Here is a 17,455-nt window from a genome sequence, read left to right as displayed (position 1 = left end):
CAGTACGGCGTCCTGTGTGTCCTGTGTCCCTTTTGGGGGGTGCGGGTGCGGGGTGTTGGGAACGTGCCGGGGTGTGGGTTGCGGGGGTTGTGTTTGGCGCACTGTTGGGTCCTGAGGCAACAGGCCCGTCGCTGGTGTCACCTTTGTGTGTCCTTCCCTGTTTTTTGGGGGTGGGGTGCTGGGGTGGGGTTGGTGGTGGTTTTGGGTGTTTCTGGTTTCCTGGCTGCATGGCTTTTCACGCTGTTTGGTGTGGGGGGTGTGTGGTACGGGGTTGTTGTTTGAGAACTACATAGTGGACGCGAGCATCTGACATGGGCAGGCCTTTTGGGGTTTGTTCCGTGTCTACAGCAATTTCTTTTTATGAACCTGGTGCCGGTGTGCGCTCCTTCGGGGGTGTGTGTCGGTGTCTGTGGTTCTCTCGAAATTTGTGTTGTTTTTGTGTGGTCAAGTTTTTAAGGGCACACGGTGGATGCCTTGGCATTAGGAGCCGAAGAAGGACGTAGGAATCTGCGATAAGCCTGGGGGAGTTGATAACCGAACGGTGATCCCAGGATGTCCGAATGGGGAAACCCCGCCAGACGCGTTTTGCGTGATCTGGTGACCCGCATCTGAACACATAGGGTGCGTGGGGGGAACGCGGGGAAGTGAAACATCTCAGTACCCGCAGGAAGAGAAAACAAGAGTGATTCCGTTAGTAGTGGCGAGCGAACGCGGATGAGGCTAAACCGTTCCATGTGTGATAGCCGGCGGGTGTTGCATGGGCGGGGTTGTGGGACTTTCCGTACTGGTTCTGCCGGACCGGTGGGGTGAGAGTGTGGGCATAGGTGAACGGTCTTGAAAGGCCGGCCGTAGAGGGTGTGAGCCCCGTAACCGTAATGTCGTGCACCGCCTGGAGAGGATCCCAAGTAGCACGGGGCCCGAGAAATCCCGTGCGAATCTGTCAGGACCACCTGATAAGCCTAAATACTTCCTAATGACCGATAGCGGACCAGTACCGTGAGGGAAAGGTGAAAAGTACCCCGGGAGGGGAGTGAAACAGTACCTGAAACCGTGTGCTTACAATCCGTCGGAGCATCTGCAGCTTGTCTGTATGGGTGTGACGGCGTGCCTTTTGAAGAATGAGCCTGCGAGTTAGTGTTACGTCGCGAGGTTAACCCGTGTGGGGTAGCCGTAGCGAAAGCGAGTCTGAACAGGGCGAGTGTAGTGGCGTGATCTAGACCCGAAGCGGAGTGATCTACCCATGGCCAGGTTGAAGCGACGGTAAGACGTCGTGGAGGACCGAACCCACTTCAGTTGAAAATGGAGGGGATGAGCTGTGGGTAGGGGTGAAAGGCCAATCAAACTCCGTGATAGCTGGTTCTCCCCGAAATGCATTTAGGTGCAGCGTTGCGTGTTTCTTGCCGGAGGTAGAGCTACTGGATGGCCGATGGGCCCTACAAGGTTACTGACGTCAGCCAAACTCCGAATGCCGGTAAGTGAGAGCGCAGCAGTGAGACTGTGGGGGATAAGCTTCATAGTCGAGAGGGAAACAGCCCAGACCACCAACTAAGGCCCCTAAGCGTGTGCTAAGTGGGAAAGGATGTGGAGTTGCGAAGACAACCAGGAGGTTGGCTTAGAAGCAGCCATCCTTGAAAGAGTGCGTAATAGCTCACTGGTCAAGTGATTCCGCGCCGACAATGTAGCGGGGCTCAAGTACACCGCCGAAGTTGTGGATTTCAGAGTATAGACAAGCCTTCGTGGTTCAGTCCTCTGGAGTGGTAGGGGAGCGTCGTGTGGGCGGTGAAGTCGCGGTGGAAACCAGCGGTGGAGCCTACACGAGTGAGAATGCAGGCATGAGTAGCGAAAGACGGGTGAGAAACCCGTCCGCCGAATGATCAAGGGTTCCAGGGTCAAGCTAATCTGCCCTGGGTAAGTCGGGACCTAAGGCGAGGCCGACAGGCGTAGTCGATGGACAACGGGTTGATATTCCCGTACCGGCGAAGGACCGCCCATGCTGATCGGGGGATACTAACCGCCCGGAGCCTGCCCAATCACCCTTGTGGTGTGCGGGTTTTGGCCGAGCGCGGGATCTGATCCCGGGAGGTAAGCGTATTAACAGGTGTGACGCAGGAAGGTAGCCGGGCCGGGCGATGGTTGCCCCGGTCTAAGGATGTAGGGTCAGCGATAGGCAAATCCGTCGCTGTGTCTTGGATGACGTGCCTGAGATCTGACGGGACTCCCGCAAGGGGGGATCCGGTGATCCTATGCTGCCTAGAAAAGCATCGACGCGAGGTTCGAGCTGCCCGTACCCCAAACCGACACAGGTGATCAGGTAGAGAATACCAAGGCGATCGAGAGAATTATGGTTAAGGAACTCGGCAAAATGCCCCCGTAACTTCGGGAGAAGGGGGGCCCCAACCTTGAACGGTACTAGCGACCGGGAGGGGATCGGGGCCGCAGAGACCAGGGGGAAGCGACTGTTTACTAAAAACACAGGTCCGTGCGAAGTCGCAAGACGATGTATACGGACTGACTCCTGCCCGGTGCTGGAAGGTTAAGAGGACCGGTTAGCCGCAAGGCGAAGCTGAGAATTTAAGCCCCAGTAAACGGCGGTGGTAACTATAACCATCCTAAGGTAGCGAAATTCCTTGTCGGGTAAGTTCCGACCTGCACGAATGGAGTAACGACTTCCCCGCTGTCTCAACCATAAACTCGGCGAAATTGCAGTACGAGTAAAGATGCTCGTTACGCGCAGCAGGACGGAAAGACCCCGAGACCTTTACTATAGTTTGGTATTGGTGTTCGGAGTGGCTTGTGTAGGATAGGTGGGAGACGTTGAAGCCCGGACGCCAGTTCGGGTGGAGTCATCGTTGAAATACCACTCTGGTCACTTTGGACATCTAACTTCGGCCCGTGATCCGGGTCAGGGACAGTGCCTGATGGGTAGTTTAACTGGGGCGGTTGCCTCCTAAAAAGTAACGGAGGCGCCCAAAGGTTCCCTCAGCCTGGTTGGCAATCAGGTGTCGAGTGTAAGTGCACAAGGGAGCTTGACTGTGAGAGAGACATCTCAAGCAGGGACGAAAGTCGGGACTAGTGATCCGGCGGTACATTGTGGAATGGCCGTCGCTCAACGGATAAAAGGTACCTCGGGGATAACAGGCTGATCTTGCCCAAGAGTCCATATCGACGGCATGGTTTGGCACCTCGATGTCGGCTCGTCGCATCCTGGGGCTGGAGTAGGTCCCAAGGGTTGGGCTGTTCGCCCATTAAAGCGGTACGCGAGCTGGGTTTAGAACGTCGTGAGACAGTTCGGTCCCTATCCGCTGCGCGCGCAGGAAATTTGAGAAGGGCTGTCCTTAGTACGAGAGGACCGGGACGGACGAACCTCTGGTGTGTCAGTTGTACTGCCAAGTGCACCGCTGATTAGCTACGTTCGGATGGGATAACCGCTGAAAGCATCTAAGCGGGAAGCTCGCTTCAAGATGAGATTTCCAAACACCTCGTGTGTGAGAGGCCCCCAGCCAGACCACTGGGTTGATAGGCCGGATGTGGAAGACAGGACTAAAGACTGTTGAAGCTGACCGGTACTAATAGGCCGATAACTTACATCACACAAACAAAACTGCTTGCGTCCACTATGTGGTTCCCAGACAACAACACTGTTGCACGGGGACAAAAAACCACAACTGAATAACACGACTGTCACAACACAACAGCCGCAACCACAACACTTCCCACACCACCCCCCCAAAGGGTTGGTGACGGGTGAAAAGGTTACGGCGGTCATAGCGTGGGGGAAACGCCCGGTCCCATTCCGAACCCGGAAGCTAAGACCCACAGCGCCGATGGTACTGCACCCGGGAGGGTGTGGGAGAGTAGGACACCGCCGGACAACCAGTACAGGTCGAGACCCCCCAACCACCAGGTCGGGGGTCTCCCCATTAACCCCCCCCCGGAACACACCCAACCAAACCCGGCCCCGCCAGCCGGCCCGGGGGTCATGGGACAAAACGTGGGTAAATCCCGGGCGGGTCATGCGCGGTCCGGCCCAGCCTGTACGGCGCCGGAAGCCCTCGTCCCTGCAACCCCCGGAACCTCGCGACGCACAAAATTCTTGCGGGTGCGCTCAATCCCTGTCGACACCGGAATTCACGCGTCGAAACCCATTTACCGTATCGCCCAGCCCCTGCGCGGGGTCACAGGCCCGGCCGGAGCAACAGCCATCCCCGGAACGCGTCCAATCCAGCCCTCCGGCTCACGCCGGGACGTCCACCCGAACAACCCGCCCCTCCCATACACACGTTGTGTCCAATACCCCCAACACCCCGGCACGCACCGGGGCGACCACCCCCCGCTCACGTAGGAACGCCCGGGACCTGACCCAAACACCCCGGCACGCACCGGGGCGACCACACCCCCGCTCACGTATGAACGCCCGGGACCTACATAAGTGAGCGGGCGTCAGCCGGCAACCGCCATAAGTGAGCGAAGGTCGACCGGGGGACCCACATAAGTGAGCGCGTCGGAAGGGGTCGGAGTTCGCCCGCGGCGGAATTGACCCCCAAATACGCCCGAAATAGGGTGAATTTGGTCAAAAAAGCGCGGAAACACGCGGAATTTGCTGGCCTCGTCCGCCCAAGCTGGTAAGTTTTCGAACAGTGGCTCGCGCGCATGCCGTGTGTGAGCTCCAAAATCGTAAAGTCCAGCGAGGACACAAATGGCTAAGAACCGTAGCGAACTGGTTTCCGAGGTAGCTGGCAAGGCTGGCACCAGCCAGGCCGCAGTCAACTCCGTGCTCGATGCACTGTTCGAAGTTTTCGAGACTTCCGTCGCCGCTGGCGAGAAGATCACCATTCCGGGCTGGCTCGCAATCGAGCGCACCGACCGCGCAGCCCGCACGGGCCGCAACCCGCAGACCGGCGAAACCATCCAGATCGCAGCCGGCCACAGCGTCAAGCTGACTGCTGGCTCCAAGCTGAAGGCAGCTGTCTCCAAGAAGTAAGACACTTCGGCAAACGCCTCAGAAAGGCGGCAACCAACAGGTTGCCGCCTTTCTGCTTTAATCCGTTCGATTCGCCGCGCCGCCCGCGTTAGCGGACAATGGATAGGTGCCATCAGCCAAGACTCCAGCCACCGCCCCTTCGCCCGCTTCCAAGCCGGGAACCAAGGCGGGCGCTGCCGTGGAAGGGATTACCTTGCCGTGGCAGTTGGCGGGCTTGGCGATGCTTTTCCTGGGCCTCGCGGCCGCCCTGATCTTCTCCGGCGCCTCAGCCGCCCGCCATGTGTCTGATCCCGGCGCACTGGTCCGCTGGGGACTGCCCGTTGCGAAGGCCATCCACAACGTGTCTCTGGCGACCGTGATCGGCGGCCTGATCTTCGCCGTCGTGATCCTCCCAAGGAATGCGTCCAAGTCGAAGGAGGACGACGCCGCTGAGCACCCGGCGTTTACCCGGGCCTTGGCCATAGCCGCAGCAGCAGGCGCGGCCTGGACGCTCTCCGCCGTCGCGGTCCTTGTCCTGACCTATGCGGACGTTGCCGGCCAAAGCCTGTCCGGGGACCCGCAGTTCACCGCCTCCCTGGTCTACTTCATGACCGACATCCAGACGGGCCAGGCGTGGCTCGCCGTCACGATCATCGCCGCGATTGTCACGACGGCGCTATTCGGCGTCCGCTCCTTGGCAGGCCTCGCGCTGACGCTCGTTTTGGCCTTGGGCGGCCTCGTGCCAAGCGCACTGATCGGCCACTCCGCGAGTTCAAACGACCACGAAGGCGCCATCAATTCCCTCGGCCTGCACTTGGTAGGTGTGTCCACTTGGGTGGGTGGCATCATCATGCTCGCTGCCCTGTCCGGGATTCTCCGGGGTTCGAAGGGCACCAAGGACATCACCGAGCAGACCCTTCGCCGCTTCTCTGCGTTGGCCGGCTTTGCGTTCGTGCTGGTCTTCGCTTCGGGCGTCATCAACGCGAGCATTCGTGTCACGAGCTTTTCGGCCTTGGTCGGCACCCCCTATGGGCAGATCATCCTGGCGAAGGCATTCGCGACGATTGTCCTCGGCGGCATTGGTTTCATGCACCGCCAGTGGGTGATCCCGCAGCTGGGCCGCAAATCGATGACCACGCGCCGTGTGCTGTGGCAGCTTGTGTTGGTGGAGTTGTTGGTGATGGGCGCGACGTCGGGACTCGCCGTTGCGCTAGCCAGTTCGGCTCCACCGCAGCTCGCCACCTACGCGCCGGATGCCTCGCCCGCGTTCATCCTGTCCGGTTATGAACTGCCGCCCGAACTGACGCCCGCGCGATGGCTGACCGAATGGCGATTCGACTGGCTTTGGGTTTCCGTGGCACTCTTCGGCGCGGTGAGCTACATCCTGGGCATGGTCAAGGTTCGGAAGCGCGGCGACTCCTGCCTTGGTTCCGGGCGGTGAACTGGATGATCGGCTTGGTGGTGCTGACGTACATCACGTCGGGGCCGCCGTCGGTCTACGGCCGCGTGCTGTTCTCGGCGCACATGGTGGACCACATGGCGCTGACCATGGTGGCTCCGCTGTTCCTCGTCCTGGGTTCGCCTGTGACGCTCGCCCTGCGTGCTTTGCCGTCGCGTGGCGAGGGATCCCGAGGGGACGGCTCCCGTGGGCTTCGCGAGTGGCTGCTCGTGTTCGTGCATTCGAAGTTCTCCCAAGTGGTGACCCACCCGCTCTTTGCCGCCGCGAACTTCGCCGGTTCGATCGTCCTGTTCTACTTCTCGGACGCGTTCGGCTGGGCCATGCGTGAGCACGTGGGCCACGAGCTCATGAACTTGCACTTCACGCTGACCGGCTACATCTTTGTCCTGACGATGATCGGCACGGACCCGTTGCCCCGCCGGGCCCCTTATCCCATGCGGCTGCTCCTCCTGCTGGCCACCATGGGCTTCCACGCCTTCTTCGGCGTGTCCATCATGGGCGGCACCGGACTGCTCGCTGCCGACTACTTCGGCAACCTCGGCCGGACGTGGGGACTTTCGGCCCTCGCGGACCAGCAGATGGGCGGCGCCGTGGCCTGGGGATCGGCGAAGTTCCTACCCTGCTGGTGGCGATCGGCGTCGCGGTCATGTGGTCCCGCTCGGACGAGCGGGAGACGAAACGGACCGACCGGGCAGCCGACAGGAATAACGACGCCGACCTTAATGCTTATAACGATATGTTTGCGCGGCTCGCAGACCGCGACACCAAGCTAGCTGATCGGGCATCAAAGCAGCCCGAGAGTAAAACCAATCTGGAAGGACGCTGATGAGCGAATCCGTACGCACCCAACTGCGTGTCCGTGCCTCTGAGCTGGTGGGCCGCGGCTGGCTCAACACCGGCGGGAAGTCCCTGGACCTGGAAGCCCTGCGCGGCAAGATCGTATTGCTGGACTTCTGGACGTTCTGCTGCATCAACTGCCTGCATGTCCTTGATGAGCTGCGCCCGCTCGAAGAAAAGTACTCCGACGTCCTGGTGACGGTGGGCGTGCACTCTCCCAAGTTTGAGCACGAGGCCGATCCCGTTGCGCTCGCGTCTGCCGTTGAGCGCTACGAAATCCACCATCCTGTCCTGGACGACCCCGAGCTCGCCACGTGGAAGGCCTACGCGGCCCGCGCCTGGCCCACCTTGGTGGTTGTGGATCCCGAGGGCTACATCGTGGCGCACCTCTCCGGCGAGGGCCATGCAGGCGGACTTGCGGTGCTCGTTGAGGAACTCGTTGCTGAGCACGAAGCCAAGGGGACCCTCCACCGCGGTGACGGTCCCTACGTGGCTCCTGTCCCGACGTCGGGCACGTTGCGTTTCCCCGGCAAGGCGACCCAGCTGGACAACGGCAATTACCTGGTCGTCGATTCCGGCCACCACCGTTTGGTGGAACTGCGCCCGGACCTTGAGACCGTGGAGCGCGTCATCGGCTCCGGAACCAAGGGCTACCTGGACGGCGTCGCGGAAGTCGCACAGTTCAACGAGCCGCAGGGTGTTGCCGTGCTGCCAGCAGATCTCGCGTGGAAGCTCGGCTACGAAGCCGTGGTTGCGGACACCGTGAACCACCGCCTCCGCGGCGTCACCCTCAGCTCGGGCTACGTACAGACCGTTGCGGGCAACGGCGTCCAGCGCCTGCTCGACGCCGGTCCGGCCCGCGTGACGGACAGCGGCGCGGGGACCTGGTCGGAACATCACGACGCCGGTCCGGCTGACTTCGCGGCCGACGCCGTCGACGTCGGGGTGCTGGGTCTCGGCACTGGGGTGTCCTTGTCATCGCCGTGGGACGTGGTGTGGAGCGAGAAGCTGCAGCGCGTTGTCATCGCGATGGCCGGCACCCACCAGATTTTCGCTTTCGAGCCTTTGAGCGGCGAGGTGTCCATCCTGGCTGGCTCGGGCCTCGAGGGCTTGTTGGACGGGCCAGCAGAGGAAGCGTGGTTTGCGCAGTCTTCCGGCCTCGCCGTGGATGCCTCCGGGGACATTTGGGTGGCCGACTCCGAGACCTCGGCATTGCGCCGTCTGGTTCTTGGCGAAAATGGCGTGACTGTTGAGTCGGCTGTCGGCAAGGGCCTGTTCGATTTTGGCTTCCGGGATGGCGAGGCCGGCGAAGCCCGGCTGCAGCACCCCCTCGGTGTCACAGTGCTCCCGGACGGTTCGGTGGCCATCGCCGACACCTACAACGGTGCCGTGCGTCGCTACGATCCGGCGACTAAGACGGTATCCACCTTGGCGAGGGGACTCGCCGAGCCGAGCGACGTCGTCGTGGTCTACCCCGAAGGCGGCGAACCGCTGCTGGTGGTGGTGGAGTCCAACAAACACCAACTGGTTTTGGTCCCGATCCCCAAGGAAGCCCAGCAGGTGGACGAGGGTGCCTCGCAGACGCAGCGGCCCAAGAGCCCCGTCGCCCCAGGGCAACCTGGAACTGAAGGTACGTTTCACGGCTCCGACCGGACAGAAGCTCGACGACCGCTGGGGCGACCCGACGCAGCTGAAGATCTCCTCGACCCCGCCAGAGCTGCTGGTTTCGGGCGGCGGTACCTCAGTGGGACTGCTGCGGACCTTGGAGCTGTCCGCGGACGTTCCTGAGGGCATCCTCCACATTACGGCGCGCGCTGCGGCCTGTGATGGGGCGGAGACCGAGGACGGCGAGATTCCGGATCACGCCGCTTGTCACTTGTACCAGCAGGACTGGGGCATCCCCGTGGTTCTTCAGGCGGACGGTGACACTGAGCTGGTGCTTGACCTGCGCGGGATGGACTAAGCCGGCGACGGGAGCTAGAAGCTCACCAATGGCGTCACCGTGATGGCGTCTCTGCCTACATCCAGCCGCGTGGTGAAGCTGAAATCGTGGACGGCGTCGAGGTCGCCCACCTGTCCGCTGAAGAGATCGACTTCGCGGGCGGTTACCCTCGCCTTGCCGTTCAGGGGTGCCACGACCCATTGACCGCCAAACGGATCGATGCTGACCTTCGGGTATTCAGTGATTTGCCACTTGATGGTTCCGTCCACAACCCGGCTGTTGGTCACATGGTAGAACGGGCAGTCGGGTTGGAGCTTTTGCTGCTGCGTGGCGGTGGCGGCGCAGTTGTCCAGGAAGTCCTTGACCTTGCCGTTGACCACCTGGATCATCGCATCCGTTGGCTTCGTCAAGAGGTTGAGGGGTGCCTCGGTCAAAGCGCTGGCGGTCACTGACGTGCTGGTGGACGGTGCGGCGAAGTATTTGCCGGCGAGGCTCGCTTCGTATTGGCCAGGGTAAAAGACGGCAAAGCTGTTGCGGCCATTAGGCAGGCTCACAGGGACACCGTTGAGAGTGGCCTCATTGTCGTTGACCACGGTCACTTCGAGGGTGGGCAAAGATGTTGGCACGAAGGACCACTTGCCGAAGAACAGCCATTCGGTGCCCGTCCGTTCAAGCACGAAATCCGAGTGCAGCGCCCTGCCGTCAATCTGGTAGTCCATGGGCACTGTCACCCGGTTGCCGCCGCGCGATTCGGCGTTGCCGATCTTGATGTCGGTGATCTTCGAGGCGGCCGTCTGCAGCGCGGTCCCGTCCAACATGGCCGCGTTGGCATTGGGCACGGAGGCGTGGAGTAGCCCGAGGGCTTCCCCGCCGTGCCCCTTCTGGAGGGCTCCGATGTATTCACGAACCTGCTGCTGCGGACTGGCTATGGAGTTGCTCACGAGATTGATGCAAACAATCGCAGCCGCCACAGCAAGCATTAGGCCGAGCAGCCACCCGGCCGCGGTCTTGACCAACGCTTGACTCAACTGCACGCCCTTTACGTTACCTGCCGTTTTCGGAATACTTGGGCATCCTTCTCCTCCCGTGACGAACGAACGCGCTGCGGGAGGGGCCTGACGGCGGCTCGGAGCTCCGTCTGGGCGGCGCCGACGGGATGAGGTTAAGTGCGTCTGGCGTACCTAAGATAGACCACGCCGTTTCCAAAGCGGTGCTCGTCCAGCAGCTCGAGCGCCAGTCCGACGCCGTCGGGAAGGTATTGCTTCCCGCCTCCGACGACGATCGGCGTGAGGAGGAGACGGAACTCGTCCACCAAGCCGGCTTTGATGGCCTGGGCGGCGAGCATGGTGCCACCAATGGACATGTCCCTCTCGGCGGCCTCTTTCAGCGCGAGGATTGCCCCGGCGTCGAAATCGCGTTCGATGCGCGTGTTGGCAGTGGACGGACTCGCCAAGGTCGTGGAGTACACGATCTTGTCCGCGGCCCGCCAAATCTTGGCGTAGTCCCGTATGACGGGCGGCTCCCCGGAAAGGGACATGTCCTCCCAAACAGACATGACCTCGTACATGTGTCGCCCCAAGAGATAGGTGCCGACGGGCCGCTCCAGGTCATTGATGAAACCGTGCACTTCTTCGTCGGGCATGCTCCAGTCGAACCTGCCGGCAGCATCGGCGGTGTAACCGTCCAAGGACATGATTCCCGTATAGATCAGTTTGGCCATGCACCGACCGTACTCACGCGCCGTGCCGTTGAGAAGTGCGCCATCCTCCGGCGCGTGCGTACGCGCAACGGTATAGTGCCCGGCATGGATGACAAAGCGATTCTGCTCAAATACTTGCGCGCCCGCCGCGGCGAGCTCCTCGCCAAGCTCGACGGACTCGACGAGTACGACGTCCGCAGGCCCATGACCCCTACCGGCACCAACCTCCTGGGATTGGTCAAGCACGTGGCCAGCGTGGAACTGGGGTACTTCGGAGAGGTTTTCGGCCGGCCAAGTGGCCGGGAACTGCCATGGCTCGACGACGGCGCCGAGGCGGACGCGGACTTGTGGGTCCCGTCGGAGGAGACCAGGGCGCAGATCATCGAACTGCACCATTTCTCGGCCGAGCACAGCGATGCAACCATCGAGGCGCTCCCGCTCGACGCTCCGGGGGAAGTGCCGTGGTGGTCCGGCGAGCGGCGCCACGTGACGCTCCATCAGATCCTGGTGCACATGTGCGTCGAGACAGCCCAGCACTTGGGGCATGCCGACATACTGCGTGAGCTCATCGACGGATCGGCCGGGAAAGGCCCGGGAGACCCGAATTTGTCGCAGCGCAGCGGCGAAGAATGGGCCTCCCACCGGGCCCGAATCGAAGCCGCGGCGCGCCAGGCTGTGGGGTAGCAATCGAGGGGTGAGATCTCGGCTCTTTGAGCGCGCAAAAGGTTTGTGGAGTCTCATGACTTAATGGACACTTCTGTCTCAGGACATCGTGGACAGTGTGTCTCAGGACTTCGTGGACACTATGGCGGGATTTGCTCTGGTCATGAGCAATTTCACTCCGGATATCAAGATCCGGCTTTTGGTGGCGACATGGCCCGAGGACGCTCCGAGGGGTGCAGTGGCGCGGTTCTGCCGGCAGCACAAAGTGTCCCGGTCTTGGTTCTATAAAGTCAGGGCCGCGGCCGAGGCTTCCGGATCGATCAGGGCCATGGAATTGGGGTCCACGAAACCGAAAAGCAGCCCGGCGCAAATCGGCTCGGGAATGGTTGAAGTGGCGCTGTTGACGAGGGATTCCCTGGAGCAGGCCGGTTATGACCACGGGCCTTTGAGTGTGGCCGCGAAAATGCGCCGGCAAGGCTTCGAGCCGCCCTCCCGCGCGACTCTGGCCCGGATCTTCACCAGGGCCGGGGTCGTGGTCCCGGAACCACGGAAGAAGCCCCGCAGCGCTCTTCGCAGGTTCGTTTATCCGGAGCCCAACGGGTGCTGGCAGATCGACTCGACCGAGTGGATGCTTGCCAAGGGAACGAAGGTTGCAATCTTTCAGATCGTCGATGACCACTCCCGTTTGGCGCTGGCCTCGCTCGTGGCGAGCGGAGAGACCAGCGAAGCGGCCATCCGGGTCGTAAAAACAGCGATCGAACGCCACGGAGTACCGCGGAAGTTCCTCTCGGACAACGGATCCGCGTTCAACCCCACCCGGATGGGACGGACCGGGGCCCTGGTGGACTACCTGAAATCCCTAGGCGTGGAACCGATCACCGGCAAACCATACAAACCCACCACACAGGGCAAGAACGAACGCTTCCACCGGACGCTGCACAGATTCCTGAACAAGCAACCGCCGGCTGCCACGATGGAAGAGCTCCAGGCCCACATCGACACGTTCGACCAGTACTACAACACCGAGCGCGAACACCAGTCGCTCCCGCCCGGAACAACGCCGATCGAGGCATGGAACACCACCCCGAAGGCCATGCCCCCGCAGCCGCCCACCCCGGAAACCACCAAAGCGAACGCACGCCGCAGCGTCCGGCGAACCGCCAATCTACACGGCGAGGCCACCGTCGTCGGCACCCGCTTCAAACTCGGCAAGGAATACATCGGCCACGAAATTCACGTCCTCTACGACGATGAAACGATCATGTTTTTCGACACCCGCGGAACGGAAATCATCAGCCACCAGCGCCCTCCGAAAGGCACGAACTACGTCGGCAACAACAAACCCCGCGGATTTATGGCCAACCAACTGTCCACAATGTCCTGAGACATGAACCGTCCACGATGTCCCGAGACATGAAGTGTCCACGATGTGCCGAGACATCACAGCCCGCGAAAGGCCCGAGATCTCACCTCTCGATGGGCGCCAGGTCCTTTGTGAAAGCCAAGTGCTTGATCTCTTCAGGAGGCTACCTAGGCGAGTGGCTCCGTGCGCTCCCGCAGGCTCCCTTGGCCGTCGAGCTCAGCAACTGTGTTGATGTTCAGGCGACTCAGAAAACCGACGTCGTGGCTCACGATCAGCAGTGCGCCACGGTATGCGTCCAGGGCTTCGGCGAGCTGCTCGACGCTGGCGATGTCGAGGTTGTTCGTCGGTTCGTCGAGGATCAGCAGTTGGGAGGGCGGCTCCGCCAGGAGCAGCTTCGCGAGGCTGACCCGGAACCGTTCACCTCCCGACAGGCTGGAGACCGGGCGATCAACCGTGGATCCCCTGATGAGGAGGCGTGCGAGTTGATTGCGGATGTCCCCGGGCGCGGCCGCCGGCGCTGCCTCCCGCACGTTCTCCAGCGCCGAACGGGAATCGTCCAGTCCGTCGAGCAGTTGCGGGAGATACCCCACACGCTCGGTCAGCAGCCTTCCGCTGATCCCGCCCGAGGATTCTGCGGGGCGCCCCTCGACGAGGTGCTTGAGGAGCGTCGATTTGCCGGCACCGTTGGGTCCCGCCAGGGCCACGCGCTCGGGACCCTGGATGACAATCGTCCGGGAGCCGTCGCACAGCTCGGCGATCCGGCGGCTCCGCGGCACGTCGGGATCGGGAAGAGTGAGGTGGATTTGCTCAATCTCCCTCACTCTCGCATCGGCGGCGTCGACGGCGGCCTGGGCTGAGAGCACTTTGTCGTCGAGGGTTGAGCGCATCGAGCCTGCCGATGCCTGCGCCTTGCTCGCACGGTTGCCGGCCAGGTATCTTCGGGATGCCGCCGCTGGCCTGGGTTTTCTTCGCTGTGCGCTCACGGCGGGCAAGCTTGGTTTCGGCTTCGACGCGCTGCTTTTTCTCGACCTTCAGCGCCTGCTGGGCGCTGCGTGCTGCCTGGATTGCGGAGGCCTGCTCCTGTTCCCGATGTTCGGTGAAAAGGCTGTAAGGGCCACCAAACACGTCAAGCTTGCCGGAATGAAGCTCAGCTGTGGAGTCCATGTGCTCAAGCAACTCGAGGTCATGGCTGACTACCACGAGGGTGCCCGGCCAACTATCGACGAAGTCGGCAAGTTTGGCCCGGGCGCGCCGATCAAGGTTGTTGGTTGGCTCGTCGAGAAGCGTCACCGGGGTGCAGCGGATGCGCAGCCCGGTCAGTGCGATGAGCACCGCTTCGCCGCCTGAGAGCTCCCCGACCTGTCGGTTGAGATCGTCCGCGGAGAATCCGATTTCGTGGAGCGCCTCGTCTGCCCGCGACTCTATGTCCCAGTCGTCGCCGACGGCGTCGAAATGGCGCTCGTCAACGTCGCCACTCTCAATGGCATGGAGCGCCGTGAGTATGCTGTCGATGCCGAGGAGCGCGGCGATCGTCGTGTGCCGCCCGAGGGTCAAAGTCTGGGGGAGGTAGCCGACGTCACCAACGGTTTCGACGCGACCCAGGGTCGGCGTCAGTTTGCCGGCGATCAAACGGAGCAGGGTCGATTTTCCTGCGCCATTGCGGCCGACCAATCCAGTCCGGCCGGTGGTCATGGTGCCATTGAGCCGGTGAAGAGCGGGAGTGCCGTCAGGCCACTCGAATGACAGGTCATGCAACGTGATGGCTGATTGTGCTGACATGAGACAGAATCCTTTAGTTCTTGCCCATCAAGGGGCGCAGTCATGGGTCAACGTGCTCTCTCCGAGGCGCGAAAAGGCGCGCTACTTCGGAGGGCACTGCACCTGACGCACGGACCTATCAGCGAAACCGGGCCGCCGGAACAGCGACTGCAGACAGCTGAGAGGGAGATTTTTCACCGGGTGCGCATGAGCGCAATCAACCGGGTGGCCACCGAACGACAGGTGGCTAGGCTCTGTCGACCTCAATCTCCATAGCTAAAACCATATCGACAAAGGTGTTATGCGGCCAATTGGGGATAGACGCTGCCAATTATCGCTTCGATACATACACTTCGTCGTGGCATTGAGTTGTTCGTTGGCTCGTGCGGCAAGATGGCAGGATGCCTCTTGCCAATCTGCTCACCAGCCTTAGTGCACTTCCTGAATCGGGATCGCGAGACGCGTATTTGCGATTCCTAAAATCAGCAGGGGACGCCGCGTTGCGTCGAAGTGGCGGCCCGGAGCATGTCACCGGGTCCTGCTTCGTCTTTTCGCCTGAATTCGATCGTGTTCTCCTGTGTTTCCATCGCAAGGGGCAGTTCTGGGTACAGTTCGGCGGTCACATCGAGTCGGAGGACGCATCGGTCGCGGAAGCGGCACAAAGGGAAGCCCGGGAGGAGTCCGGAATTAGCGACCTTGTCTTGCTTTCTCCCGGGATCATGGATCTTGACCGACACGATCTACATGCGGGATTCTCGTGTTCCGCCCATTGGGATGTGGGCTTCGCTGCGGCCACCGCCCCGGATGTGGAGGTCTCCGTGAGTGATGAAAGCGAGGACGTCCGTTGGTTCCCGATCAACGAAATGCCAATTCAAGTGCCCGCAGGGTTCGGCGCGCGCTTGGAACGCGTCCGGCACGCAGCGATGTCACAGAGTGGGACACAGATCGGTTAACGGTTCACGGCAGGCTTGGCGTGAAGGCGGCCATCCGATCATCCACAAGCTGAGCCAGGAAGTACTTCAGGACGCGACCATGAAAACGTCTACCGGATCCTGAGTCTCCAGGACAAAGCCGTGGCGTTCGTAGAGGCGCCGGGCCGGGCTTCCCTGGAGCACGTTGAGCCGGAACGGTCGATGGTCCCTGGACTGGCCCATGATCCGACGGAGTACGCCGGCCCCAAGTCCTCGCCCCTGGAATCCGGGAGCGATGTAGAAGTGCTCGATCCACAATGCATCTGGCTCCGGGCGGACAGCGATGACACCCGCAGCTTGCCCTCCCACAGCAATGACGAAGGTGTGATCCGACTGGAAGGCACTTAAGAAGCGCTCCCGGACCCGGACCGGATCCCAACGCCCAAGCCGCTCCAAATCCGGACGCATGACGACGGCGCGCAGTTCCGCGATCCAGCCGGCATCGGTAGGCAGGGCGGGACGGAGCGAGAATTCAGCAGGCACTGGACTATTCAACCCCAAGGGATGCGAGGTCCCGAAGGGTCACGCAACGGCCACGCTGAGACGGAAACCACGCAAGCGAGAGAAATAACCCGGGCGCCGCCGTCGTTGTCGCAAGAGTGGCCGGGAAACCGGCCCCTTGAACGAAATCATCTTCGAAAGGCCGGCACCACGTGACTGTTCCCCTCTCCATCCTCGACCTGGCAATTATCGGCAGAGGGCAGACGGCGGCAGAGAGTTTCGCCGGGAGCGTCGCCATGGCGCAACTTGCCGAGCGGCTCGGGTACCGCCGGATCTGGTACGCCGAGCACCACAACATGGGCTCCATCGCGTCCTCTGCCACGAGCGTGCTGATTGCCCACATTGCCGCCAACACGAGCACCATCCGGCTCGGTGCCGGCGGCGTGATGCTGCCCAACCACTCGCCGCTCACCATCGCCGAGCAGTTCGGCACCCTTGAGACGCTGCACCCGGGCCGTATCGACCTTGGCTTGGGACGGGCGCCCGGAAGCGACCAGAACACCATGCGGGCACTCCGCCGCGATCCAATGTCCGCGGACACCTTCCCGCAGGACGTCTTGGAATTGCAGGGCTACCTCGCGGGTCCAACGCGCATCCAAGGGGTCGAAGCAACGCCGGGCAAGGGCACCAACGTGCCGCTCTACATCCTCGGATCCTCCCTGTTCGGGGCGCGTCTGGCGGCGCAGCTCGGCCTGCCCTACGCCTTCGCCTCGCATTTCGCGCCCAACGCCTTGCAGGACGCCGTTGCCATTTACCGCCGCGAGTTCAAGCCCTCGGAGCAATTGCAGGAACCCTATGTTATTGCGGGGGTCAACGTGGTGGCCGCAGACTCCGCCAGCGAGGCCCAGCGCCTTTTTCCTGGAGATCAAGCGTGCCCGCGTCTCCTTGCTCTTCGGCGGTGGCCGTGAGTTCACGGCCGACGAGGCGGATCTCATCTTCGATTCCCCCAGGGCCAGCACATTGCCCAGATGTTCAAGTATTCGGCAGTGGGCACGCCCGAGGTTGTGCGGGACTACCTCGACGAATTCGCCCGGCACGCCGACGCGGACGAACTGATCGTCGCCCACCAAAGCGGCGGTACCGAGCAGCGCCTGCGTTCCGTAGAACTGGTGGCGGAGGCTGTGGGGCTGACCCGGGTGTAGGAGTTTGTGTACAGATCGTGTCCCTTAAGCGCGATCTGAAGGGGCATGATCTGTACACAAACTCGCAGGTGCAAACTCGTTACACCCCGGCAATACGCGGGTCACGGGCCCGAAACTCCGTGGGCGGACACTGGACGAATCCACCCGGAAGGATCGTCCC

At 61.9% G+C, this 17,455-nt stretch carries 8 protein-coding genes, 2 rRNA genes and 4 pseudogenes; 10 read left to right on the top strand and 4 right to left on the bottom strand.

Annotation, left to right across the window (positions count from 1 at the left end):
• The first annotated feature begins 442 nt into the window (after positions 1 to 442).
• The 6 genes and pseudogenes from ACF0H6_RS10315 (at position 443) to ACF0H6_RS10290 (ending at position 9,219) form a co-directional block, all read left to right on the top strand.
• Positions 443 to 3,591: ribosomal RNA gene (locus ACF0H6_RS10315) — 23S ribosomal RNA — on the top strand.
• Between the two features lie 163 nt (positions 3,592 to 3,754).
• Positions 3,755 to 3,871: ribosomal RNA gene (gene rrf, locus ACF0H6_RS10310) — 5S ribosomal RNA — on the top strand.
• An 825-nt stretch (positions 3,872 to 4,696) separates the two neighbouring features.
• On the top strand, positions 4,697 to 4,981 hold the full coding sequence (locus ACF0H6_RS10305; RefSeq protein WP_028267655.1) for an HU family DNA-binding protein: 285 nt from the start codon (positions 4,697 to 4,699) through the stop codon (positions 4,979 to 4,981).
• Positions 4,982 to 5,087: 106 nt separating this feature from the next.
• Positions 5,088 to 7,245, top strand: a pseudogene (locus ACF0H6_RS10300) (cytochrome c oxidase assembly protein).
• Positions 7,245 to 9,044: an NHL domain-containing thioredoxin family protein gene (locus tag ACF0H6_RS10295; protein ID WP_395249512.1), complete on the top strand. Its 1,800-nt coding sequence runs from the start codon at positions 7,245 to 7,247 to the stop codon at positions 9,042 to 9,044. The pseudogene ACF0H6_RS10300 and the gene ACF0H6_RS10295 overlap by 1 nt, the downstream one beginning before the upstream one ends.
• Positions 9,019 to 9,219: a hypothetical protein gene (locus ACF0H6_RS10290; protein WP_395249511.1), complete on the top strand. Its 201-nt coding sequence runs from the start codon at positions 9,019 to 9,021 to the stop codon at positions 9,217 to 9,219. Before ACF0H6_RS10295 ends, ACF0H6_RS10290 begins: the two co-directional genes overlap by 26 nt.
• Positions 9,220 to 9,233: 14 nt before the next feature.
• On the opposite strand, the gene ACF0H6_RS10285 is transcribed toward ACF0H6_RS10290, so the two are convergent.
• Together ACF0H6_RS10285 and ACF0H6_RS10280 are read right to left on the bottom strand one after the other, a co-directional pair.
• Complete coding sequence (locus tag ACF0H6_RS10285) at positions 9,234 to 10,226, bottom strand: hypothetical protein (protein WP_395249927.1); 993 nt, start codon at positions 10,224 to 10,226, stop codon at positions 9,234 to 9,236.
• Positions 10,227 to 10,360: 134 nt separating this feature from the next.
• Positions 10,361 to 10,918, bottom strand: coding sequence for a dihydrofolate reductase family protein (locus ACF0H6_RS10280; protein WP_395249510.1), 558 nt, complete (start codon positions 10,916 to 10,918; stop codon positions 10,361 to 10,363).
• A gap of 84 nt (positions 10,919 to 11,002) precedes the next feature.
• On the opposite strand from ACF0H6_RS10280, the gene ACF0H6_RS10275 reads away from it, so the two are divergent.
• The gene (locus ACF0H6_RS10275) at positions 11,003 to 11,581 is read left to right on the top strand and encodes a DinB family protein (protein ID WP_395249509.1); all 579 of its coding nucleotides are present in this window, start codon (positions 11,003 to 11,005) and stop codon (positions 11,579 to 11,581) included.
• A gap of 217 nt (positions 11,582 to 11,798) precedes the next feature.
• Positions 11,799 to 12,967: pseudogene (locus ACF0H6_RS10270) on the top strand (DDE-type integrase/transposase/recombinase); the annotation flags it as partial.
• A gap of 123 nt (positions 12,968 to 13,090) precedes the next feature.
• Here the strand turns inward: ACF0H6_RS10270 and ACF0H6_RS10265 are convergent.
• Positions 13,091 to 14,702, bottom strand: a pseudogene (locus ACF0H6_RS10265) (ABC-F family ATP-binding cassette domain-containing protein).
• 380 nt (positions 14,703 to 15,082) lie between these two features.
• Between ACF0H6_RS10265 and ACF0H6_RS10260 the strand changes: the two are divergent.
• Complete coding sequence (locus ACF0H6_RS10260) at positions 15,083 to 15,634, top strand: NUDIX hydrolase (protein ID WP_395249508.1); 552 nt, start codon at positions 15,083 to 15,085, stop codon at positions 15,632 to 15,634.
• Positions 15,635 to 15,700: 66 nt separating this feature from the next.
• Here ACF0H6_RS10260 and ACF0H6_RS10255 read toward each other — a convergent pair whose 3' ends face one another.
• Positions 15,701 to 16,135 (bottom strand): GNAT family N-acetyltransferase, encoded by a 435-nt coding sequence (locus ACF0H6_RS10255; protein ID WP_395249507.1) that lies wholly within the window; start codon positions 16,133 to 16,135, stop codon positions 15,701 to 15,703.
• Positions 16,136 to 16,305: 170 nt separating this feature from the next.
• Here ACF0H6_RS10255 and ACF0H6_RS10250 point away from each other — a divergent pair.
• Positions 16,306 to 17,295, top strand: a pseudogene (locus ACF0H6_RS10250) (LLM class flavin-dependent oxidoreductase).
• Positions 17,296 to 17,455 lie beyond the last annotated feature (160 nt).

It is taken from the genome of Arthrobacter sp. NA-172 (assembly GCF_043952055.1).
GTDB lineage: Bacteria > Actinomycetota > Actinomycetes > Actinomycetales > Micrococcaceae > Arthrobacter.
The sequence above is the reverse complement of the archived record's forward strand: the minus strand, read 5'-3'. Positions and strand labels throughout refer to the sequence as shown.